Source organism: Halalkalibacter alkaliphilus (assembly GCF_023555415.1).
GTDB lineage: Bacteria > Bacillota > Bacilli > Bacillales > Bacillaceae_D > Halalkalibacter > Halalkalibacter alkaliphilus.
Genome location: NZ_JAKRYL010000002.1, coordinates 177,493 through 200,492, shown reverse-complemented (window position 1 = coordinate 200,492; position 23,000 = coordinate 177,493). Strand labels below are relative to the sequence as shown.

Genomic DNA, 23,000 nt, shown 5'->3' with positions numbered 1-23,000 from the left:
TATTTAGCGAACAGCTATTTTTGTAATTTAAACGCCACTACTTTTTGTTCCGTCATCGCTTCAATTGCATACCGAACTCCTTCGCGACCAATTCCAGAACCCTTTATTCCACCAAATGGCATTCCGTCAATTCTTACATCACTGCTATCATTAATCATGACTCCTCCAAATTGAAGCTCATGAATTGCTTGAAATGCTGTTTCTAACTTCTCTGTAAAAATGCCGGCTTGCAAACCATATCCACTGTCATTTGATTGCTCAATGGCCTCTTGGAGCGAATCAACAGGTTCAATGAGTACGACTGGACCAAAGACTTCTTGTGTTGCAATCGTTGCTTGTGTCGGAACATTCGTTAGGACAGTTGGCTCAACATAAGCTTTCTTCCTTTCCCCTCCACAACAAATGGATGCACCTAGTTTCTTTGCTTCAGCTATCCAGCTTTCAACTCTTTTTGCTTCTTTTTCAGAGATCATCGGTCCAATATCTGTTGTTTCTTCACTTTTTGTTCCTACTTTTAATTTTTTCGTTTCTTTAACAAATCGAGTTAAAAATGTTTGATACAAGGGATACTCAACATAAATTCGTTGGACACCAATGCAATTTTGACCTGCCACTCCAAATGCCCCAGACACTGTTGACGAAATGGCTTCTTCTACATTTGCATCTTTAAGAATGATGGTTGGTGAATTAGAACCTAGCTCCATCCCTGTTTTCTTAACTCCGACTTTTTTCGTAATTTCTTTCCCAGTTTCATAGCCTCCCGTGAAAGAAACAAATCTGACATCGTCATGTTCTACTAATGGATCGCATATATTAGAACCACGTCCTGTAATAACAGATAGTATATTTGCTGGCAGTCCCGCGTGTAAGAAAGCTTCTGCTAATCGCAAAGCACTTAATGGCGTCAGAGATGCCGGCTTAACGATAACTGCATTACCTGCAGCAATAGCTGGGCCTACTTTATGAGCAACTAGATTAAGAGGATCGTTAAATGGGGTAATTGCTGCAACGATTCCTACTGGAAAACGATATACATAACCAACTCTCGTTTCATGACCAGGCATCTGTGAAAAAGGGATCGTCTGCCCATCAATTCGTCTTGCTTCTTCAGCACTTAATCGGAGTGTTTCAATACAGCGAATCACTTCTTTCCTAGCTTCACGAATTGTTTTACTGCTTTCTGCTATGATGGTATTTACAAAGCTAGTTTTATTTGCCTCTATATAGGAAGCTGCCTTATGAAGAATGTTCATTCTCTCATGCACAGATAAAGTTGCACTTTTTTCTGCACCATCTTTTGCCTTTTTAATTGCCTCCTTAACATCTTCAACACTCGCTGACGGTACCGTTGCTATTAATTCACCCGTACCCGGATCAAAGACATCCATTTCTTCCTTTGCCTTAACCCACTCGCCTCCAATTAACATACGTTCTTGAACGATTTGGTTTTTCATTTTATCCCCCCTCTTGTTACCTGCCACGTTCCATGTGTATTAAATCGATAAGAACGGCAAATCCCGTTTCTTTAATTCCTGCTCCTGCTCCAACAAGTGTAATTGGTCCAGACAAGTCACATTGATAGGTTATTGCATTCATCGCACCTGATACCCCAGCTAATGGGTCATCTAATGTCACCATCTCCGGTGCAACAGAACCCTTTACTCCCTCTTCTGTTCTTTTCAATGAACCAATTAATTTCCAACATTTCCCTGATCTCTTTGCTTCTTCTATGGCACTTTGTGTTACACCTGTTATTCCTTCACACGTAACATCGTCTCGTTTCAACGGCACACCAAGGACAACATTCGCTAAAATTAACACCTTATATAAAACATCGTACCCTTCGACATCAGCAGTTGGATCTGCTTCTGCATAGCCTTTTTCCTTTGCCTCTTGAAGTGCTTCTTTATAACTAAGCCCTTCTTCCATCCGCATTAACATATAATTCGTTGTACCATTTAAAATACCGCGTATTTCATTGATATCATTTCCAGTTAACGTTTCTAATGGTAAACGCAACGCCGGAGAACCGCTCATTACGGCGCCTTCAAACGACCAGCGGACACCATTTTCTCGAGCAAGCTTAGATAGGGTATCATATGCTAAGGCAACAGGACCTTTATTTGTCATCACAACATTTTTTTTATTCGAGAAAGCCCAAGTACAATGATCGATAGCAGGTTGGCCTGTAACAACGTCTGTAAACGTCATTTCAACAACAGAATCTGCATTAGATTTCTCAATGGTCTCCTGAGTTGACCAGCCCCTGATAAGACCTGGTTGATCAGGGTATGAGTCTAGGCTCCCTGTTTCCTTAATTGAACTCATCACTTTATCTAAACAGAGACCATCTGGATGATGAAGGGACCCCTTATACAAATCAGATATGGAAACAACTTTAAAGTCCAGATGTTCCTTCTTAAGCTTCCACCCTTTTTCTCTTAAAATTTCAACAAACCCTTGACCGACTCCGCCAAAACCAATTAAATCTACTTTATGTGCCACCTTCAATCCCTCCCTTTTTCATCAAAAGTAAGGCTGCTTTCACAAGTGTGTGTGTGCCAATTTCTAACGCACGTTCATCAAAACAAAACGAAGGCTGGTGAAGACTTGTTTTCATGTTGTTCTGATCAGCTGCTCCAAGAAACATCATCGCTCCAGGAATTTGTTTCGTTATATGACTGAAGTCCTCACCGCCTAATCCGTATGGTATCGAATGAATAGCAACATTGGGGTCTACTAATCTAATCGCTTTTGAAAGAACATTCACCATGTCAGGGTCATTTATAAGAGCAGGTTCCCCATGATGAAGGTACAGTCGATAGGAACCACCTAGTGCTTCAATTTGAGCTAATCCTTTATCAAGTTCAGCTGAAAGGTGATTCCTTGCTTTCTCAGAATACGTTCTCATCGTTCCACGAATCGTTACCTCAGATGGGATTACATTTGATGAGACTCCTCCTGTAATTTGACAAACGCTTAATACCGATGGTTCAAGGGCAGAAGTTTGTCTAGACGGCAAACTATACAAATATGGCAATATCAAAGAGCTTAAATAGATTGGATCAACTGATTGTTCAGGGTATGCCCCGTGTCCCCCTGTTCCTTGAATCGTCACCGTAAAGGTATCGACATTAGCCATTGCCACTCCCGCCTTTAACTTCACTTCACCTATTGGAATATCTGGATCTAAATGCAAGGCAAAACACGCTTCCACTTCATCTAATGCTCCACTATTTAATACATACTGTGCACCTGTTTTTCCGAATTGATCTTCAGTTTCCTCTGCTGGCTGGAATAAACACTTTACCGTTCCATGTAGCAGATTCGCTTCATATAAGCTTGATAGAAAGTAAACCGCTCCAATAAGCATGGCTGTGTGTCCATCATGCCCGCATGCATGCATCACTCCAGTATGACATGACTGATACGGGGCTTTCGTCTCCTCTGTTATCGGCAAGGCATCAATATCGGCACGGAGCCCAATAACTGGGCGCTCTCCATCCCCAACTGTTGCAATAACTCCTGTATCTAATCCGATTTGATCTTTCCCTGATTGAATCGATACACCTGGCAACCCTTTAATTTGTCGAATAATATAGGCAGTTGTTTGTTTTTCTTCAAAACTTAATTCTGGATATTGATGTAGATGTCTTCTCCACTTAACTAATTGTTTCTGCCACTGACCTTTTGCCAATTGCCATCACCCTTACATTGCAGCTTTATTTGAGGGCCCTGAAAAGGACGGGTTTTCCTTTTCAGAGCCCGAAGCAATGTGCAGAGCCGTTGCAAGTCTTTAAGGTCTTTATGAGTGGGTTTCTCATAAAGCGCAACGTGCGGCGCCATTGCTGCTTAATCGAGGGCCCTGAAAAGGACGGGTTTTCCTTTTCAATGGCTTTTTATTTCATCGAGTGCTTGCTTTAAATCATTAAGTAAATCGTCAATATCTTCAATCCCGGCAGAATAGCGTACTAATCCTTCTGGTATCCCTAAAGCAGCACGTTCTTCCGGTGTATTTTCAACATGACTTGTCGTTCTTGCAGGACCAACGGTTGTTTCAACAGCACCTAAATTTGCAGCACGGTGAGCATATTCTAACTTTGGTAGAAATTGACGAACAGCATCTAGTTCACCTTTTAAGGCAAAGCTCAGCATCCCGCCAAAGCCCTTCATTTGCTTTTTAGCAATCTCATGGTTTGTGTGCGTTTGAAGCCCTGGGTAATACACTTGTTCTATTTTTTCATGATCTTCTAAAAATTGAGCGACTTTCATCGCATTTTCTTGCTGCTTTTCCACACGCAGCTTTAATGTTTTCATCCCTCTCAGAATGAGATAGGCAGCCATAGGATCCATTGTAGCTCCATTTATTTCACGATAATGATAAATATCCTTTACAAGGGATTCTGACCCACAAACAACCCCGCCTAACGCATCTGCATGACCACCAAGAAACTTAGTAGCACTATGAATAACAAGATCCACTCCAAGCGTTAACGGGTTTTGATTGATCGGGGTTGCGAATGTATTATCAACGAATACAAGCGCGCCAACTTTTTTCGCCGCTTTTGTAATTCGGACAATATCCGTAATTTTGACTGTTGGGTTCGTCGGCGTTTCTAAATAAACCAAGTTACAGCCTTTTGCAATTTCTCTTTCCATTTCCTCATGATTTCCTGTTTCAACGAGCTCGACTTCTATATTTAATCTAGGGAGAAATTCCGAGAATATTTTATTTGTTCCTCCATAGGTATCTTTAATAGAGACAACTCTATCACCAGGTTTAAGTATCGTAAGAAGTGAGTTTGATATTGCTGCCATTCCTGTTGAAAAACTAGTAGCAGCTTCTGCATGTTCTAATATTTTCACTTTGTCTTCAAAGGATTGCACAGTCGGGTTCGTATTTCTTCCATATATATGACCTTTTCGCTTTCCGATCGCCACTTCATACCATTCATCGATATCATCATAATTGTAGGCAACACTATGCACGACTGGAACTTGAGTTGCTCCGTGTACTAAATATTCTTTTTCCCCTGCCCAAACTGACTTTGTACCTGCTTGTAAACGTTTTTTTGCTTCCATGTTGCCACCCCTCTCTTTTGTTACTTTCATCATATTCATTTACATAGAGCAAAACATTCAACAATTTGTATGAAAAAAAAAGACGGTTATTCATCTTTTTTTACAAATGTTCTGACATTGTCTTACAATAGAACATAATCATATTCATCTTGTAATGTAATAACCTTGTTGTAAGGAGGATGGTTTTATGACAATTACAATGAATCGTGTTCAGTCGTTAGAAATCCTCAAATCAGCAGTCACTCGGACGGGCGTATCCGAGTTAGAAAAGACCAATGTAGATTGGGTATCCGTGATTGAAACACCTGTCGAAACTTTTGTTCGTAAAAATGAACTCGTTCTCACAACTGGGATTGGCTGTGCCAATAATGAACAAACGTTCTATGAATTTGTAAAAGAAATAATCGAAGCAGGTGCTTCAGGACTTGCTATTGCAATCGGCCCTTTTGTGAAAGTGATCCCAAATTCAATCATTGAGCTTGCAAACAAGCATCAATTCATTTTAATCGAATTAGATTGGTCCATTCGATTTTCTGATATCTTAGAGCAAGTCCTTGCAGAAATTCATGAACAAAAACATCTATACCTTGAAAAGATTGAAAATATTCGGAAATCTCTACTCGACTTCATCCTATCTGGTAAGTCCTTAAACGTTGTTGCTGATCATGTAGCTAAGTCCATTGATTGTGGAGTATTAATTGCCGATAAGCGTGGTGTCATTCGCGGCAAGTCAGACCCTTTTCCTGATGATTTATTGACTAAGTGGGCTGATTTTTTGCATAAGCAACTAGAAGAGGACGGAATATATCACTCTCTTGACCAAACGTTTGAATGGATTGAGTATGACGGTGGGTATGCCTTACAAATAACAATTCACTCTACCGGAAACATTCAAGGCTATATTGTTGTTGGTGGCTTCGGAGCTGAACCTTTTAGTGAAGAGGAACATTCTGAGTGGGTAATGTTGCTTGAACACGTAACGACCGCTGTAGCCATTCATTTCTTACACGAACAAGCGGCTAAGGAGGCTGAATGGAGGCTACGAGATGATTTTGTTTGGGAGTTGTCTAGAGATGCCATTCCTTCAACCGAGCTGATGCTCTCAAGAGCAAAATCTCTTAATTATCAAATTAATCTACCATATATATGTCTAGTCGGGAAACCAGAACAGCTTGAAGAAAGCTTTCGGTCAATGAAGCATTTATCGATTACATTTGACCACTGGCTGCATGAATGGATTCGTCATATGGAAGAAGAAGCTGAATCGATTGCTAAATCGATGGCACTAAAATCATTGGTCACATACCAAAATGAAGAACTAATCATCTTTTTGGAAGTTAATCATCATGTTATGGAACAAGCAAGAACCTATATCAACAAGCTACAAACTCGTTTTCAATTCCTTAATCCTTCGATCTCCATAACTTGGGGCATCGCTAAGCAATATGGTTATTCTTGTTTTGGAACTAGTTATCAAGAAGCAAAAAAAGCATTAGAAATTGGGCGGAAAAGGAATGGAAGAAATAGCATATCTGTTTACGCCGATACAAAAGTTGATCGTGTAATGGATAATTTATTGAAAAACGATGAATTAATTGACATCGCAAAATCAATTCTTGATTCTCTGCTTCGCTACGCTGAAGAAAGACAGATTGACCTTCTCCATACATTTACCGCATACCATCATAATCATGGGAATGTTAGTCAAACAGCAAGGGAATTAAATCTACACCGTCAATCACTTCTTTACCGTTTACGAAAAATTGAATCGTTAACGAATTGTTCCTTAGATGATCCTGACGAATTGTTTTTACTGGATTTAAGCATTCGTTTATGGCTTCATGGAATGGATATGAAAGAAGCCGAGTATAGAACATAATTCTATACTCGGCTTTGTTTCAAAAAATTATGATAATCCATATTCTTTCTTACACTCTTCTAACTTTTCTAATGAAAGCTGGGCCCACTCTGTCTCTACATCCTCTAACTTGCTAATCTCATCATGTAGAGCTTGCTGAAGTGAATCCTTATAACTCGGTACTTCCCCTTCATATGCCTTTAATGACGAGAGAGGCACCCACGTTTTCTCAAACTCAGCCAATGCTTTCCGCTGATGAAATAAAGGTACATCTGTCATCTTTGGGTTGTGAAGATCACCTTGTGTGGGATGTTTAATAACAGCTTTAACTTTCACAAGAGCACGGCCGTTCTCCTCTTGCCTTTCAATTAATTCCGCAATATAGACCCCTGTTTTGTAAAATGCTCGTACATACTCAACTCCTGCCAATATTACCCCTCCTTATAAACCACCGAATCCTACTATAAACATAGCAAGCAAGTAAACAATAATTAAGAAAAATCCAATAGCAAAGCACCATATGGCTCGCTTCTTTTTCTGATGGAGAATACTATAAATACCAATTCCACCAAACAAACCTGTCAATAAAAACAATAGAAATGCGATTATAACGATGATGATTTCTTGTGACATATATCCTCCTTATAACCCAGGCACTAACCATGTAAAGAGTCGCCACATAAATTCAGATACAGGTACAAAGTATTCCTCAGATATGGCTCCTAAAGAACTTGTATCTGAAAAGCTGTCAATAATGATAAACGTAAAAGTTATTAAAATGGCAATAATTGTAATTGCTAAGATGACAGCTAATACAAGCGCATAGGCTAGTATAACTCGAATCGTCCACTTTAACCATTCTGGACGTTTTTTTTCTTCCATACGTGATTCCAAAAAAAACCCCTCCAACAGCATTGATCGTTCATACCTTAATCCTACCAAAAAAAACAAAGAAATTAAGTAAGATTTACGAAAAAATAATGAACAACGTCTTAATCCAGTTTAAGTTTGGTGAGAATTTCCTGTATTGGTACACCCTCTGGCGTTGATACATCACTAAAATCGAAATCTTCAAGATTAATGATCGTAGTTTCATCGTTTTTATTTTCATCCATATTAATAGTATCATTTAATTCTTCACTTCTAGTATTGTGTTTGGGTTCCTCATTTTCTCTCTCTATAGTAGCAGCCTGTAATACACCTTCTCTATCTTCATAAGTTATAGACTCTATTTTATAGTTTTCTACCTTCTGAGTTCCGTTAAATTGTAAAATCACGAGAACCCAAACGGTAACAAACATCGAAGCTGCGAACAAAATTGCTAGTAATTGCTTAATCATAGTAGTACCTTTCTTAATCATATTAATATAAAAATTATATCATATTAAAAAATAGGCGGAGTATGAAGTTCACACTTTCAAAGGATACAAAAAGACCGTGTATATTATGAATATACACGGTCTGTACTATTCCATTTTGGAGGCATATCTTTGCCCCAATGAATATTTCCAATAGTATGATGTTTTTCATGTTGATCTAGGTACGTATGGTAGTGAAAATTAAATACATAGCCTTGCTTAGGTGGTTGATCTCTTCGTACATGAAAGCGGAAGATATCTTCTCGACTTTCTTCATTGTAAAGATGAAAAATTTTCTCTCCTAAACCAGCCGATGGACTTGTCGATATTTTAATTTGCTCCCAATCTCGATCGGATAATGTTTCAGTTGTCTCACGTAAGACAGAGTCGAGTCGCGGTAAAATCAGCTCATTAAAAGACATACTTATTTTTTCACTAATCACTGTGCCAAATTTAAACATACTCTGTTCGGCTGCTTGTTTCATAATATAATCATTAATGACATCGGCTGATGATGCATTCCTGTGAATATATTGCTCAGTCTTAGCTGGTAATACATCCCCGAACAGATCATAACTATCTTCATTTACTTGATATATTAGCGGATTCTCATTACTTTCACCTTGTGTCTTCTGTGGCTCTTCGGCTTGTACGTCTCGAACAAAATCGATCGAAGGAACAAACAGTCCAAATGTAAGAAGAGCTGATGAAATGACGAGGCCACGCTTCACTTGTCGAAGCATATTCATACGCCCTTTCATAGTTTCAATTTTCTATTAACTCTATTCTCTCATGAAATCTATGAAAACGCCATTACAATCCCGTTACAAGCTTATGAAATTCTATGGTAAATTTGAACTCCCCATTAAGTAACGATCGCATTCTCTTGCTGCTTCGCGTCCTTCATGAATTGCCCAAACGACTAAGCTTTGGCCACGACGATTGTCTCCTGCTGCAAACACGCCAGGAACACTTGTCATGTATTTTCCGTACTCTGCTTCAATTGTAGAGCGAGATGTCGTTTCAATTGACAACTCTTCAATTATACGTTCTTCCGGACCAGTAAAACCGATCGCTAAAAATACTAGATCAGCCGGCCAAACCTTTTCAGTACCGGGAATAGGTGTACGGATTTTTCTACCTTTATCATCAATCGTTGTTTCTACACCAATTGTATGGATTTCTTTTACGTTTCCATCTTTGTCACCAACAAACTTCGTTGTGCTAACTTGATAACTACGAGGATCTGTACCATAAACTGCTTTCGCTTCCTTCTGACCATCTTCTACTGTGTGGATAATAGGAAATAATGGCCAAGGGTTCTTATCTGAACGCTCATCAGGCTTTTGGCGATTAATATCGAATTGAGTGATTGATTTTGCACCGTGTCGCACTGATGTTGTAATACAGTCAACCCCTGTATCTCCACCGCCAATAACAATAACATTTTTGTCTTTTGCAGAAATGTAATTGCCATCTTCATGGTTTGAGTCTAATAGACTTTTCGTATTTGCTGTAAGGAAATCCATCGCATAATGAATTCCTTTTAATTCACGACCTTCTACTTCTACATCGCGCGGTTTTGTAGCACCAGTACATAATAGAACAGAATCGAAGTCCTTTTTTAATTGTGCTGCTGAGATATCTTTTCCGATCTCTACATTTGTTTTAAATGTGATTCCTTCTTCTTCAAGAATTTTCACACGGCGTTCAACGATATGGTTGGCAAGTTTCACATCAGGAATCCCGTATGTTAAAAGCCCACCGATCCGATCTTCACGTTCAAACACCGTCACAGAATGACCTGCTTTGTTCAACTGAGCTGCAGCTGAAAGACCAGCAGGACCAGATCCTACAACAGCAACTTTTTTGCCCGTTCTTTTTGAAGGGGTTTGTGGTACGATCCAGCCTTCTTGAAATCCACGCTCAACAATATGATACTCAATGCTCTTAATAGAAACAGCATCATCACTAATGGCTACTGTACAAGACCCTTCACAAGGGGCAGGGCATACTCGACCTGTAAATTCAGGGAAATTATTTGTTTTGTGCAGTCTTTCAAGTGCTTCCTTCCATTTACCTCGATATACTAAATCATTCCATTCTGGAATTAAATTGTATACAGGACACCCAATTTCTCCAGATCCGTCCATAGTTGTTCCAGTTTGACAAAAAGGAACGCCACAATCCATACAGCGAGCTCCTTGTTGGCGTAAAGCTGGTTCAGGCATTAAAATTTGAAATTCTTTCCAACTTTTTGTCCGTTCAAATGGATCTCGTTTCGTTGGATTCTCTCTTTTATATTCAATAAATCCAGTTGGCTTCCCCATCGCATTCACTCCAATCTCTTCTATCTCTAAAAAATTAGAAGGAAAGATGAACTCAGAAGGACGGCCTGATCTTAAAGTTAACGATCCGTCAGCTTACGATCGATAATGCCGCCCCTTGAGACACCTTAACTATTTTCCACTTACCCGAGACTTATCACTCTTATTTTCATCGAAAGCAACCATCACAGCATCACTATCTGTAAGCCCTTCTTGCTTCACTCGATTAATAGCTTCAAGCATTCTCTTGTAATCTTTCGGAATCACTTTAACAAACTTCGCTAGTGATACGTTCCAGTTTGCAAGAACAGCAGCTGCTTTTGTACTCTTCGTATAAGCAGAATGTTTTTCAAGTAGTGTACGTAATAGATCCATATCTTCTTGTACTGTTATATCTTCTAATAACACCATTTCTTTGTTGCATTTTGAAGCGAATGTTCCATCTTCATCAAGCACAAACGCTATACCGCCAGACATACCAGCAGCAAAGTTTTTCCCAACTGAGCCAAGGTTCACTACAACTCCGCCAGTCATGTACTCAAGACCGTGGTCACCAACACCTTCAACAACAACACTCACACCGGAGTTACGAACAGCGAAACGCTCCCCAGCAATACCATTGATGTAGGCCTCTCCGCTTGTTGCACCATAGAAAGAAGTATTCCCGATCAGGATATTTTCTTCAGCTTTAAATGAAGAGCCTACAGGAGGGTGAACGATAATCTTTCCACCTGATAATCCCTTACCAGTATAATCATTCGCGTCACCTTCAAGGCGTAAGGTCATTCCTTTTGGAACAAAGGCACCAAAGCTTTGACCAGCTGAACCTTTAAAGTCAAACGTAATCGTATCTTCAGGTAATCCTTCAGCCCCGTAACGTTTACTAATTTCGCTTCCCACAATCGTACCAACAACACGGTCGATGTTTTTAATTGTAAATGTACCTTGAACTTTTTCACCATTTTCTAGCGCTGGCTTACTAGCTGCTAAAAGTTCTCTTGCATCTAGTGACAACTCAAGCTGATGATCCTGGCTCTTTGTACAGTAATTACTCTCATGATCTTCTGGATTCGGTTGGTAAAGCAAGTTTGATAAATCAATATGCTCAGCCTTCCAGTTATCTACCTCTTTATTTGGTTCAAGAAGATCTGTACGACCAATTAATTCATCCAATTTCTTAAATCCTAGTTCAGCCATTAGCTCACGGATCTCTTGTGCCACAAAGTGCATGAAGTTTTCAACGTGTTCAGCTTGACCCATATACTTTTTGCGAAGTTCAGGGTTTTGCGTAGCAATACCGACAGGACAAGTATCTAAGTGACATACACGCATGATGATACAGCCTAAAACAACAAGTGGTGCTGTTGAGAAAGCAAACTCTTCAGCTCCAAGTAATGCAGCAACAACGACATCACGGCCCGTCATTAGCTTTCCATCTGTCTCAAGTGTTACACGGTTACGTAAGTTGTTTAGTAGAAGTGTTTGATGAGTTTCTGCTAGACCAATTTCCCACGGTAAACCAGTGTGTTTGATACTTGTTCTAGCTGCAGCTCCAGTACCACCATCATATCCACTAATGATAATTCCGTCTGCACGGCCTTTTGCAACCCCAGCTGCAATCGTACCAACACCTGTTCCAGCAACAAGCTTCACGCTCACTTTTGCTGTCGGATTCGCATTTTTCAGATCATGAATAAGCTCAGCTAAATCTTCAATTGAATAAATATCATGGTGTGGCGGTGGTGAGATAAGGCCTACACCTGGTGTAGAACCACGAACCTCTGCAACCCAAGGATAGACCTTGTTTCCAGGTAATTGACCACCTTCACCCGGTTTTGCCCCTTGCGCTACTTTAATTTGGATCTCATCCGCATTTACAAGGTAATGACTTGTAACCCCAAATCTACCAGAAGCAACTTGTTTAATAGCACTTCTACGTAAATCTCCATTTTCATCAGGAGTAAAACGAGCTGGATCTTCTCCACCTTCCCCTGTATTACTCTTTCCGCCAATACGGTTCATTGCAATCGCAAGTGTTTCGTGTGCTTCTTTTGAGATCGAACCAAACGACATGGCACCAGTACGGAAACGTTTGAAGATTTCTTCTACTGGTTCAACTTCCTCTAGCGGAATAGATTTACGGCCATTCTTAAACGCAAGCAATCCACGTAACGTTGTTTGCTCTTTTGTCTGTTCATTGAGTGCATTGGAATACTTCTTAAATAAGTCATAATTGTTATTCCGACATGCATTTTGCAACATATGAATCGTATGAGGATTGTATTGATGCGGATCCCCATTACGACGCCATTGAAGGTCATCACCTGGATCTAACGCCTTATCTACACCTTCTTGTTTTGAATAAGCACGATTATGACGTGTACGTACTTCTTTTTCAATTATTTCTAGATTCACTCCACCAATTCTAGTTGTTGTCCACGTGAAGTAGCGATCGACGACCGATTCATGTACACCAACAGCTTCAAAAATTTGTGCACCTCGGTAACTTTGAATTGTTGAAATACCCATTTTTGATAAAACTTTCATAATTCCTTTTGCCGCAGCTTTAACATATTTGTTTACTGCTTCAACATAAGAAATCTCTTCAAGTAATCCATCTTGGATGAGCCCATCAATTGAATCAAATACAAGATAAGGATTAATTGCTTCAGCACCGTATCCTAACAAACATGCAAAGTGATGAACTTCTCTAGGCTCACCAGATTCAACAAGCAAGCTTACTTTTGTTCTCGTTCCTTGACGGATTAGGTGGTGATGCAATCCTGAAACTGCTAGCAGTGCAGGGATCGCTGCTTGTGTGTCGTTCATTCCACGGTCGCTTAAAATGATTAGCGTGTGGCCACATTTAATCGCAGCGTCAGCACGAGCAAATAGCGAATTAAGTGCGTCTTCTATTTGACTTTCTTCCTTTGAAACATCAAACAAGATTGGTAACGTAATAGATTTGAAACCTTCCATTTTGTTATGGCGAAGCTTCGCTAACTCTTCATTGTCCAAGATTGGATAAGGAAGATGAATGTGGCGACAGCTTAATGGTTCTGGATTCAGCAAGTTACGTTCTGCCCCAATAGTCGTACCAGTAGCCGTAACCACTTCTTCACGGATTGCATCAATAGCTGGATTCGTTACTTGAGCGAATAGCTGTTTGAAATAGTTGTACAAAAGTTGAGGTCTCTTTGATAAGACAGCAAGTGGTGAATCATACCCCATTGAACCAACAGGATCAACCCCATCTTTTACCATTGGCTGGATGACCTTTGACAACTCTTCATACGTATAGCCAAAAGCAAGTTGGCGTGTACCAAGGTTTTTAAAGTCCGTATTTTCAACATGAGCAGTCTCAAGAACATCTTCAAGGTTAATTAAGTGCTCGTTAACCCAATCTTCGTACGGATGTTCACTAGCAATCTGGTGCTTAATTTCTTCATCAGGAATAATACGGCCTTCTTCCGTATCAACTAAAAGCATATGTCCTGGGTGAAGACGTTCCTTATAAAGGACGTTTTCAGGGTCAATATCAAGAACACCTACTTCAGACGACATTACGATATAATCATCTTTTGTTACATAATAGCGAGACGGACGTAATCCATTTCGATCTAAACATGCTCCAATTTGTTTTCCATCTGTAAATACAATCGCTGTAGGGCCATCCCAAGGCTCCATTAACGTGCTATGGAACTGATAAAATGCTTTCTTTTCAGCACTCATTTGCTCATCATTTTGCCATGGCTCTGGGATCATCATCATTGCTGAATGAGCCATCGATCGGCCTGCTAATGATAAGAATTCAATCGTATTATCAAACATCGATGAGTCCGATCCACTGCTATCAACAATTGGAGAGATTTTTTCAATGTCCTCACCAAAGGCATCTGTTTTAAACATAGCTTCACGCGCATGCATCCAGTTAACATTTCCTTTTACTGTGTTAATCTCACCGTTATGAATCATATAACGGTTTGGATGTGCCCGCTCCCAGCTTGGGAATGTATTTGTACTAAATCTTGAGTGAACAAGTGCAATAGCTGTTTCAAAATCAGCATCAGGAATATCTAAGAAAAACTGATCAACTTGTTCTGTCGTTAACATCCCTTTGTAGACGATTGTACGACTTGAGAAACTTGCAAAGTAAAATGATTCATCTGGTGGAACAAGATCAGCAAGTTCATGTTCAGCACGTTTTCGAATCACGTAAAGTTTACGTTCAAAATCTAACTCCGTTTTAAGTTCTGAGCTGCGCTTAATAAATAGTTGACGAATAAATGGCATTGCTGCTTTTGCCGCATTACCAAGCATGGAATCATCAACAGGAACATCGCGCCAGCCTAGAAGCTCCAAGTTTTCTGTTTCTATAATGGCTTCTAGCCCTTTTTCGCAGTTTTCCCGTGCTTCTTCATCCTGTGGCAAAAATAGCATCCCTACTCCGTAGTCGCCTGCTTCAGGAAGAGCTATACTATCTGCTAAACAGACTTTTTCAAAGAAACGATGAGGAATTTGTAACAGGATCCCTGCACCATCTCCTGTATTTACTTCGTCACCTTGCCCACCACGATGTTCTAAATTTCGCAGAATTTGAAGTGCATCTTCAACTACTTGATGCGACTTCTTCCCTTTCATATGGGCTAAAAAGCCGATACCGCAATTATCATGCTCAAATTGTGGATCATATAGGCCTTGTTTTTTCGGTAATTGTGCGTACCGCATTGGCATCAACCCTTTCTCCAAAAAAGTAAAAATCAATCAACTCTCCCCAAAAAGCTATGAGCTAATATACAGGATCATATCATTTTTCTGACATTTCGGCAAATTGAAATTTGCTGAAATGTGTAATGAAAGCGCTTTACGTATGGTATTTCCTCAAAAAATTTTTATTAATTGTTTAAAACGACTAATTATAATTTCGTATAAAAATTCTATTTTATTGTATAAAAATTCATCGATTTTCGTTCGTTAATTTATTTTTTATAAAAAATATTTTTTAGGTTTCAAACAACATGTCAACTTTGTCTAAGCTCTTTCCATTAGGGCCATATCCTTGCTCAATAAAACGAATGAATCCTTTTTTAGAGAACAGAATGACCGTAGAAGCGCGAGTACCGTAATTAAAACCCTTAATAAAAATCGGCGAAAGCATGCGTTCAATCTCAATAGGAACACCTGTACTTGGGAGCTGGTCATCGTGAAATAATCTTTCGTCCTTTAGAATATCCATGCATCGTTCAATCAGACACTCTTCGTTCATAGACTCTAAGAAAACATCTGAAAGTTTTTCTTTCAGTTTTCTAGCCTTTGGCCAGTCTGTATTTAACTGGGCATTGCTCACTACATGTAATCCACTTTCTAATCTTTCGCTATCTGCCCTGTTAGAACTATAAAGCCACTGATCACCTTCACCTGTAATCAGGTTAAAACCTTGATATAAATCTTTTTCCTGCAATACTTTCCTTACATATGCTTCTGGTTCATCGTTATGAAGCAAGAAGTCGGTAACTAATGCTCCTCGTGATTTCATACCTTCAACGCTACGCTGTTCCCTCACATTCGTCACTGCTGCAAGCCTTCCGCTCTTGGTCACCCCTAACCAGGTGCCACCTTTTTCAAGATCTCTTCCTGCTACTACAGCTGTATCACCCGTCCATAAATGTGCTCGTTCTGTTGCACGATTAAAAAACTCATCTCTATTGCTGACTAATACTACGTCATATTCTGAATGTACATGTAACCCTATAGCAAGCAGACACATATAATCACACCTTTCACACAAGCTTTATGTACAAATGATATAAGAAAATATTTAATCCTTACCATTGATTACACCTTCCCTCTTCAATCTTTAACATACTTAATTAATTCACTACATCCAACTAGAGGATGATTGTATTCATCCATAAAATCCATCATAATATTACATAGCTTGAAACTGGATGAGTATTCAATACGTAAGATAGAATAAGAAAAGAGATAAAATTGCTAAAAGATCAACCTTAACCTTTTAGCAGCAAAAACAAGAACACACCATTGCCAATAGAGGAGGAATGATTCCTATGAGTAAGGCTAGCAATCAAACAAATAATGTATTAGACCAATACAAGCAAGATGAAGACCTTTCAAAACTCCTAAACTCATTAGATTCTTTAGGAGAAGATGAACAACGTGAAGCCGGAGAATCTTTAGAAGCATTAAAGCGCCCCGTAAAAGAAATGATGCAAGATCAATCAAATCAATTACCTACTCAGCTGCATCAATTAAAGGAAACAGTCAGTCAGTTAGAACCAACTTATTTGAAGGAAAGTCAGACAAAAAAATGGATTAACAAACTATTGCGACGCAACCCCATTGAGCAATATGCTCGTAAATATCAAACGGTCGAAGCACAAGTCGATGATATTGTTGAGGGGCTTTTAAGTGGAAAAGATAAGTTACAAGAAGATACACTCATGCTTCATCAACTAAAAAGTGTCGCTAAGGAGCGGATTGCTAATTTAAATGAACAAATTGATTTAGGCAATCAACTAAATAAGATGCTTGAAGATGAAATGGTGAAAGAACAATGGGCTGATAACCCAAACGAATTAAAAAAAGGCCAGTTGAAAGTCATTTCTCGTGTAAAAAACATGTCGCAGGCAGTTATGGTATTACAGCAATCATTGGCTTCTGTTGATTTAATTGTTGAAAATAACGACAAGCTTGAAGAAGCGATCTTTAACGCAATTACAATGACGAAAAACGTAATTACGGTTTCTGCTTCAATCCAATTAGCGTTGTCAAATCAGCAGAAGGTCATTAAAGCAGTCAAACATGTTAATGAGGCAACTGAATCGATGTTATTGTCTAACTCTGAATTGTTAAAACAAAACACAGAAGAAACATTAAAAACTCTTGAAGAGCCTGCTATTGCGATTGAATCGTTTCGCAAGGCATACAACAATGTTTTTGAAGCCATTGAATTAACAGAGAAATCAAATGAACGGATTGTGCAGACTGGTCAAGAATTTATACAAGAGCTCGACTCATTAAATAAGGAAATGAGAACAAAATTATTAAAGTAATGGGCGAGCTATTTAGAAAGGCGGGGTTTGATGGAGTGGGTAGATAAAATGAAGTTGATGTTTACACCGGCTCATAAAAAGCCGGTCGAGGATCACATTATTAGAGATACCGCGACAAGAAGTATGCTAGAGGATGCAGAAGACTTGCTTGTTAGAATGGCCGAAAATGCCCCTTCTTCTAATCAAAAGAAATCCATCCGTCGCAAACAAAAAGAATGGCTGATTAAAGTAAAAATCAATCATAAATATATCTCTGTCGTAATGCTGGATCAAAAACACTCATCTTCCCCTATTAAAAAACGGATCGTCATCGTTTGTTTTCGTAAATATATGAAAGCTAAAAATGGAATTGGCATTTGTAAAGAAGCTTCAATTCGCTACATTAAGGATGGACGAGCGCACATTCGTTCCGTTCGTGAATCATCCTTATTTCAAAGTCTTTTTTACCGTATTCACCATCTTGATTTAGCCTATTCAAATGATGCGGTAACGATTCAACAATCGGCTAAAGAGTTATTAACAAATCAGCAACATTTGTTACAAGAAACAAAAACAAATGATTTATCCATGTTACTTGAAGAAGCGAAGCGCTATGTTCGAACAGTAAATCAGTTTTCCGTTGATCCACTTATCGAAAGCAAAATGCAGAGACTTATACAACAAGGAGAGAAACTACAAACTGATTTTACATTATTAGATTTCGAGGAACGTCACACAGTTAGGCGTATGTTTAAAGAAGACGTCCCCTCCATTATTCATACTTATTTATCGCTTTCATTAAAACATCAGTTAGATCATAAAGAAGAGCTTTATGTTGCTTTATCTAAAATGGAATTAACTTTAATTCGTTTTGTCGAACGTTTGGAGCAACTTCGTGTGGAACGGATGAATCATTTATTGAAATTACAGTCAGTAAGGTATGATAAATAAGAATCGCAAAAATAGACTCTGCCATTTGTAATTATTTTCCTTGTCACCTTTCATTTCTTTGCTTACACTTAATGTAAGTGTTTTCAATTGATTGGAGGCTAAAATTATATGTCTACTATTATAAAACTGTCACCGTCTATCTCTCTAATAGACGGTTATGACTCAAACCTTTCCTACAGGACAGGTACATACGTTTTACACGAGAAAGAAACAACGTTAATTGAAAGCGGTCCGTCCCCTTCTGTTTCACATGTATTAAAGGGCCTTAAAGCACTTGATATCAATCCATTAAATGTGGCTTATCTTATTGTAACTCACATCCACCTAGACCATGCAGGTGGAGCGGGGCTTTTACTTGAACACTGTCCAAATGCAAAACTCATCGTCCACCCTAGAGGGGCAAGACATATGATTAATCCCTCTCGCCTAATAGACGGTGCAAGAGCTGTGTATAACGATAAATTTGAGAGTTTCTTCGATCCAATCGTACCCGTTTCAAAAGACCGTGTTATTGAAAAAAATAATGGTGAATCATTACAAATCGGGCAGGATTCGATACTTACTTTTTATGACACACCTGGTCATTCTGCTCATCACTTTAGTATTTATGACTCAAAATCGAAAGGAATCTTTACTGGGGATACATTAGGTGTACATTATGAACTCTTGCAAAAAGAAGGATATCACTTTGTCCTCCCTTCAACGTCCCCAAGCCAATTTGATCCAAAAGCTATGTTAGAGTCGTTGAAAAGGATTGAAGATCTTAACGTAGAAGCAATCTATTTTGGTCATTTTAGCGCATCTTATGAACCTAGTTTGGTTTATAGTCAAATTAGAAAATGGCTCCCTATTTTTGTTTCTGTAGGTCAATCTATTTACGGCAAAAACGAAAGTGAAGAGAAACTTGCTGAAACGTTACTTGCAATGATTCAAGAAGAACTTGACCAACAACAGATTCCGAGAAATCACCCCGTTTATGACCATATACAACTTGACTTACAAATTTGTTCAATGGGGATTTTTCATTACCTTCAAAAAAAAGAGATACAGTAAGTACTCCGTCATGAGACTGGATAATACGGCCTACTTGCGTAAAGTAGGCCCACCTTATTATAATGTGAATACCATTTTAAATGATTAGATACAATCACCGATGAAGTGAGGGGTTTTATGGACCGGAAACAAGCACAATCAAACATTGGCAATGTTGTGAGAATAGATGAAGGTGATTTAGGCACTTATTACGGTATACTAGAGGAAGTAATTGCTGAACCTAGAAAACCATGGCGAGGAATTGTAGTTATCCAAGGCGTTTTTGACCTACCTAATTTAGTAGATAAGGAAAATCACTCAGAAATCCCGCGACTTCTATATAAACAAGGAGAAACACGTGAATTTGAAGGAATAAAATTATCGGTAGTATCGGATGACGATCTTCCAGATACATTTGAGATGAGTGTTAATAAAGCTGTAAGGACCCGACATTTTGAATGGCAAAGGGAAATTGAAAGTCTTAAAACAAAACAAGATATGTTATTGCACTATTTTTCTACTTCTAATGTAAATCTAGACAACTTCCAATCAAACAAACACTCTGACGTAATCACCTATACGTTTCATCATGACGGCGATCGTTTTATTTTAATTGACGAGAACGAAGAACGTCTTGATTTAGAGGACTGCCCTTTTACGATGAAGTGGGAAGCGCAAAATGAAAAAATGATTGGTACATATGAGCGAAATGGCATATTTGTTTCAGAGCATGGATATCGATATAGCCCAAAAGAAGGGGATCTCTTTATGATCGATCGTGAGCAATTTGATCCTTATGTCATTCTTCGGAATGAATTAGAGCCAGCTGCTCTATCATCTCTTGAAAAAAACTTGGAACATTTCCAACTTACTCACGAAGATTTGGTAGATTGTCATAACTCACTATTAACTCAACTACTAAATACAAAAGATCAAAGAACGTTTCGCGGTGCTAATTTTTTACTTTATAAAAGCCCTGAAGGTATGATCCTCGTGCAGCATCATTATGAACGAACCCTTCATCATTACAAAAATGATCGAATTTACGATCGGTTTGAATTTACGACTGATCAAGGCAAACGAGCAATCGCAACATATACAAATGAATATTCTATATAATGGCAAAGGGGCTGTCTCAAAGGTCAAACATAGACCTTTTGAGACAGCCCCCTTTTTTTATTTGTCTATTATGTTCGTTCGGCCTGAATACCATTCAAACAACTGATCAGCTGTCTTTCTATCAAGGTCTACGGCGGTAAATGATTTTCCAATAACACTTGATAATATCGAAAAGCGGAAGCTAGCTAATTGTTTTCGCTTTTGAAAAAAGGATGTCTGAATTTCAGCTGCTTGTATTTTAGGCTTTTCTGAGACAACGAGCATTTGACTTATTTTCCGATAACGAATCCATACATGTGTTTGATTGATTCCTGCCCCAGCATCACGGTATTGCCAAAAACCAAAAACAAGGCAGATGGCAACAACAATAAACCCATAATAACCCGCGGGATGGATAAACCAGCCAGTGATGATAGTAGCTAGTAAAGGGACTGCCGTTGAACGGATGAAAAAGCGAATGAGTGATCGTCTAGGAGCAGGCGTTATTTCAAATTGTTCAGCATACTTCGGTAAAAATTTTGATAACTCCTCGATCATCTCTTCATCTTTAGTGATAGGAAAAAGGACGGTTGATAATTGTTCATCATTTGTCCCTCCACCAGCACTTTCAACATATACAGAGCTGAAACCAAAGGGCTGACGAAATAAATTTCGAACAACACGTACAGCAGTCACCTTATGCGTATGTATCGTTAATTGCCTACGCTCAAGCAGCCCTCTAGAAATGACCAACTCATTGTCGAACTTCTCAATTTTGAACCGACCATATTTTAAAAGTGTCCCCAAAAACGAAATGCACCAAGATATAAATATAACAAAAACGATAATCATGAGAATAATTGCCAGTCCTGAACCTGACAAAAAACCAAATACTTGTTCATAAATCGCTTCGGGTAGAAATTGTTCAACTTGAGTAAATAATGCAGCCACTGCAGAGATCGTTAATCCTAATCCACTAGATGTCAACGCGGCAATGACTAAACGGTTTGAAGAAAGATGCCAAATAAAATCTGCTTGTTCTTTCTTTTTCTCCTCTTCATCCATAGAGGCTTCCACCTGTTTTTTTAGAAGTTCAGAACGAATTTCCTCCGCTTCTTCACGACTAATAGCAATCAAACTTACCTCTGGTTCTGCTCCCCCGCCAGCAGTTTCGATTTTCACTTTTACTAAACCAAATAATCGTTGAAACACCCCTGCCGTTATATCAATACTTTGGACACGCTTCTGTTGAATATAGCGCTTTTTTTTAATAAGGAGTCCTTTTTGAATGTAAAGTTCTCCTTCAACAATTCGATATTTGAACGTAAACCAATGAGCAATACCGCTTAAAAAGACAAAAATAAGTATCCCTAGCCATATGTACTCAAACCGAAAAAAACCTACTGGCTCACTTGTACTACCTAAAAAGAAAGTTAAAATAAACGGAAGTAAAAAACTTCGTAAAGTAGTTAGGAAAGAAACAAAGATAGCGGCAACATGTAGTCGCTTAAGTTCACTCATCCTCTGCCACCGCCGCTAGCTCAGCGATTCTATCCCGTAATTCATCTGCAACTTCCATTGTTAAAGAAGGAATTTGATGAACGGTAGCAGCAGTAGATATTGATACCGCCGCTAATTTATACCTTCTTAATAGAGGGCCTTGCTCTGTGTCTACATGTTGGACACGAGTCATAGGAATTAACGTACGTTTGACGATAAATACACCACGTTGTAAATCAATTTCATCTGCCAATACTTCATACCGCCATTTCTTCCATTGTAACGGCGGAATAACAAAAACCGTAATAACAAAATAGACAGTAAACCCACTTAGTAATATCCATAAGATCCATAAAGGAATAGAAAAGAAATATACAAGAACACCATAACCAATTGGAATGAGCGCAACAAACAGACTCTCAAAACATGCGCGAAGCCTCCAAACTGGCAATGCTTTTTTAGATAAGAATTGGGATGGTTCGTGGCGCAAAGCACAACCTCCTAATATCAAAATAATCTACGAGCCTTCTTCCTCATCTGTTACATAAATAATTTGTACACCTAAATCTTTCAATACGTTTAGTAAGGCACTGTTTAGTTCCTTGTCATAAACTAAGCCGATGGATTCCACTAGCTCTAATTCCTCAAGATGACCTGCTTCTGCATCTTCAATTAGCTCTACCATATCATCCATTTCACGGCTTTTCAGCTCATTTAGCACCGCTTCTTTCGTCATCCTTGC

General features: G+C 38.8%; 20 protein-coding genes. 5 read left to right on the top strand and 15 right to left on the bottom strand.

Going from position 1 to position 23,000, the window contains the following annotated elements; translation table 11 throughout:
- Positions 1-14: 14 nt before the first annotated feature.
- From MF646_RS02545 to MF646_RS02530, 4 genes are all read right to left on the bottom strand, one after another.
- Positions 15-1,454: an aldehyde dehydrogenase family protein gene (locus MF646_RS02545; protein WP_250094923.1), complete on the bottom strand. Its 1,440-nt coding sequence runs from the start codon at positions 1,452-1,454 to the stop codon at positions 15-17.
- A gap of 16 nt (positions 1,455-1,470) precedes the next feature.
- On the bottom strand, positions 1,471-2,505 hold the full coding sequence (locus tag MF646_RS02540) for a homoserine dehydrogenase (protein WP_250094922.1): 1,035 nt from the start codon (positions 2,503-2,505) through the stop codon (positions 1,471-1,473).
- Positions 2,495-3,697, bottom strand: a complete 1,203-nt coding sequence (locus MF646_RS02535; protein WP_250094921.1) for a M20 metallopeptidase family protein — start codon at positions 3,695-3,697, stop codon at positions 2,495-2,497. Before MF646_RS02535 ends, MF646_RS02540 begins: the two co-directional genes overlap by 11 nt.
- A gap of 191 nt (positions 3,698-3,888) precedes the next feature.
- Positions 3,889-5,082: a cystathionine gamma-synthase family protein gene (locus MF646_RS02530; protein ID WP_250094920.1), complete on the bottom strand. Its 1,194-nt coding sequence runs from the start codon at positions 5,080-5,082 to the stop codon at positions 3,889-3,891.
- Between the two features lie 187 nt (positions 5,083-5,269).
- Between MF646_RS02530 and MF646_RS02525 the strand changes: the two genes are divergently transcribed.
- On the top strand, positions 5,270-6,961 hold the full coding sequence (locus MF646_RS02525; RefSeq protein ID WP_250094919.1) for a PucR family transcriptional regulator: 1,692 nt from the start codon (positions 5,270-5,272) through the stop codon (positions 6,959-6,961).
- A gap of 27 nt (positions 6,962-6,988) precedes the next feature.
- Here the strand turns inward: MF646_RS02525 and kapB are convergent, their stop codons facing one another.
- The 8 genes from kapB to MF646_RS02485 all read right to left on the bottom strand — a co-directional run bounded on the left by kapB (position 6,989) and on the right by MF646_RS02485 (position 16,392).
- On the bottom strand, positions 6,989-7,369 hold the full coding sequence (kapB, locus tag MF646_RS02520) for a kinase-associated lipoprotein KapB (RefSeq protein WP_250094918.1): 381 nt from the start codon (positions 7,367-7,369) through the stop codon (positions 6,989-6,991).
- Positions 7,370-7,381: 12 nt separating this feature from the next.
- Positions 7,382-7,573, bottom strand: coding sequence for a hypothetical protein (locus tag MF646_RS02515; protein ID WP_250094917.1), 192 nt, complete (start codon positions 7,571-7,573; stop codon positions 7,382-7,384).
- Positions 7,574-7,582: 9 nt separating this feature from the next.
- Positions 7,583-7,834, bottom strand: a complete 252-nt coding sequence (locus MF646_RS02510) for a hypothetical protein (RefSeq protein WP_250094916.1) — start codon at positions 7,832-7,834, stop codon at positions 7,583-7,585.
- Positions 7,835-7,932: 98 nt separating this feature from the next.
- Positions 7,933-8,280, bottom strand: a complete 348-nt coding sequence (locus MF646_RS02505) for a hypothetical protein (protein WP_250094915.1) — start codon at positions 8,278-8,280, stop codon at positions 7,933-7,935.
- Between the two features lie 104 nt (positions 8,281-8,384).
- Positions 8,385-9,041 (bottom strand): YpjP family protein, encoded by a 657-nt coding sequence (locus tag MF646_RS02500; protein ID WP_250094914.1) that lies wholly within the window; start codon positions 9,039-9,041, stop codon positions 8,385-8,387.
- A gap of 99 nt (positions 9,042-9,140) precedes the next feature.
- Entirely contained in the window at positions 9,141-10,628 is a 1,488-nt protein-coding gene (locus tag MF646_RS02495; protein WP_250094913.1) for a glutamate synthase subunit beta, read from the bottom strand.
- A 129-nt stretch (positions 10,629-10,757) separates the two neighbouring features.
- Entirely contained in the window at positions 10,758-15,353 is a 4,596-nt protein-coding gene (gltB, locus tag MF646_RS02490) for a glutamate synthase large subunit (RefSeq protein WP_250095059.1), read from the bottom strand.
- Between the two features lie 274 nt (positions 15,354-15,627).
- Positions 15,628-16,392 carry an NRDE family protein gene (locus tag MF646_RS02485; protein ID WP_250094912.1) on the bottom strand — a complete coding sequence of 255 codons (765 nt, stop codon included), beginning with the start codon at positions 16,390-16,392 and terminating at the stop codon, positions 15,628-15,630.
- A 301-nt stretch (positions 16,393-16,693) separates the two neighbouring features.
- Here MF646_RS02485 and MF646_RS02480 point away from each other — a divergent pair, with 301 nt between their 5' ends.
- The 4 genes from MF646_RS02480 (at position 16,694) to MF646_RS02465 (ending at position 20,779) form a co-directional block, all read left to right on the top strand.
- Positions 16,694-17,698, top strand: coding sequence for a toxic anion resistance protein (locus MF646_RS02480; protein ID WP_250094911.1), 1,005 nt, complete (start codon positions 16,694-16,696; stop codon positions 17,696-17,698).
- Between the two features lie 30 nt (positions 17,699-17,728).
- Positions 17,729-18,628: a hypothetical protein gene (locus MF646_RS02475; RefSeq protein WP_250094910.1), complete on the top strand. Its 900-nt coding sequence runs from the start codon at positions 17,729-17,731 to the stop codon at positions 18,626-18,628.
- 108 nt (positions 18,629-18,736) lie between these two features.
- Positions 18,737-19,681 carry an MBL fold metallo-hydrolase gene (locus MF646_RS02470; RefSeq protein WP_250094909.1) on the top strand — a complete coding sequence of 315 codons (945 nt, stop codon included), beginning with the start codon at positions 18,737-18,739 and terminating at the stop codon, positions 19,679-19,681.
- A gap of 117 nt (positions 19,682-19,798) precedes the next feature.
- Positions 19,799-20,779, top strand: coding sequence for a DUF2777 family protein (locus MF646_RS02465; RefSeq protein ID WP_250094908.1), 981 nt, complete (start codon positions 19,799-19,801; stop codon positions 20,777-20,779).
- A 57-nt stretch (positions 20,780-20,836) separates the two neighbouring features.
- Here the strand turns inward: MF646_RS02465 and MF646_RS02460 are convergent, their stop codons facing one another.
- Genes MF646_RS02460 through MF646_RS02450 form a run of 3 tightly spaced genes read right to left on the bottom strand, consistent with a single transcriptional unit; the run spans position 20,837 to position 22,994 of the window.
- A complete protein-coding gene (locus MF646_RS02460; protein ID WP_250094907.1) occupies positions 20,837-22,279 on the bottom strand; it encodes a PH domain-containing protein in 1,443 nt (480 codons plus the stop codon).
- Complete coding sequence (locus tag MF646_RS02455; RefSeq protein WP_250094906.1) at positions 22,272-22,748, bottom strand: PH domain-containing protein; 477 nt, start codon at positions 22,746-22,748, stop codon at positions 22,272-22,274. The genes MF646_RS02460 and MF646_RS02455 overlap by 8 nt, the downstream gene beginning before the upstream one ends.
- Before the next feature lie 27 nt (positions 22,749-22,775).
- Positions 22,776-22,994, bottom strand: coding sequence for a hypothetical protein (locus tag MF646_RS02450; protein ID WP_250094905.1), 219 nt, complete (start codon positions 22,992-22,994; stop codon positions 22,776-22,778).
- Positions 22,995-23,000 lie beyond the last annotated feature (6 nt).

Excerpts from the sequence above, each read along its gene's own strand:
- MF646_RS02545 (WP_250094923.1), bottom strand. The coding sequence starts at position 1,454 with ATGAAAAACCAAATCGTTCAAGAACGTATGTTAATTGGAGGCGAGTGG.
- MF646_RS02530 (WP_250094920.1), bottom strand. The coding sequence starts at position 5,082 with ATGGAAGCAAAAAAACGTTTACAAGCAGGTACAAAGTCAGTTTGGGCA.
- MF646_RS02525 (WP_250094919.1), top strand. The coding sequence starts at position 5,270 with ATGACAATTACAATGAATCGTGTTCAGTCGTTAGAAATCCTCAAATCA.
- MF646_RS02515 (WP_250094917.1), bottom strand. The coding sequence starts at position 7,573 with ATGTCACAAGAAATCATCATCGTTATAATCGCATTTCTATTGTTTTTA.
- MF646_RS02505 (WP_250094915.1), bottom strand. The coding sequence starts at position 8,280 with ATGATTAAGCAATTACTAGCAATTTTGTTCGCAGCTTCGATGTTTGTT.
- MF646_RS02500 (WP_250094914.1), bottom strand. The coding sequence starts at position 9,041 with ATGCTTCGACAAGTGAAGCGTGGCCTCGTCATTTCATCAGCTCTTCTT.
- MF646_RS02495 (WP_250094913.1), bottom strand. The coding sequence starts at position 10,628 with ATGGGGAAGCCAACTGGATTTATTGAATATAAAAGAGAGAATCCAACG.
- gltB (WP_250095059.1), bottom strand. The coding sequence starts at position 15,353 with ATGCGGTACGCACAATTACCGAAAAAACAAGGCCTATATGATCCACAA.
- MF646_RS02485 (WP_250094912.1), bottom strand. The coding sequence starts at position 16,392 with ATGTGTCTGCTTGCTATAGGGTTACATGTACATTCAGAATATGACGTA.
- MF646_RS02480 (WP_250094911.1), top strand. The coding sequence starts at position 16,694 with ATGAGTAAGGCTAGCAATCAAACAAATAATGTATTAGACCAATACAAG.
- MF646_RS02475 (WP_250094910.1), top strand. The coding sequence starts at position 17,729 with ATGGAGTGGGTAGATAAAATGAAGTTGATGTTTACACCGGCTCATAAA.
- MF646_RS02470 (WP_250094909.1), top strand. The coding sequence starts at position 18,737 with ATGTCTACTATTATAAAACTGTCACCGTCTATCTCTCTAATAGACGGT.
- MF646_RS02465 (WP_250094908.1), top strand. The coding sequence starts at position 19,799 with ATGGACCGGAAACAAGCACAATCAAACATTGGCAATGTTGTGAGAATA.
- MF646_RS02460 (WP_250094907.1), bottom strand. The coding sequence starts at position 22,279 with ATGAGTGAACTTAAGCGACTACATGTTGCCGCTATCTTTGTTTCTTTC.
- MF646_RS02450 (WP_250094905.1), bottom strand. The coding sequence starts at position 22,994 with ATGACGAAAGAAGCGGTGCTAAATGAGCTGAAAAGCCGTGAAATGGAT.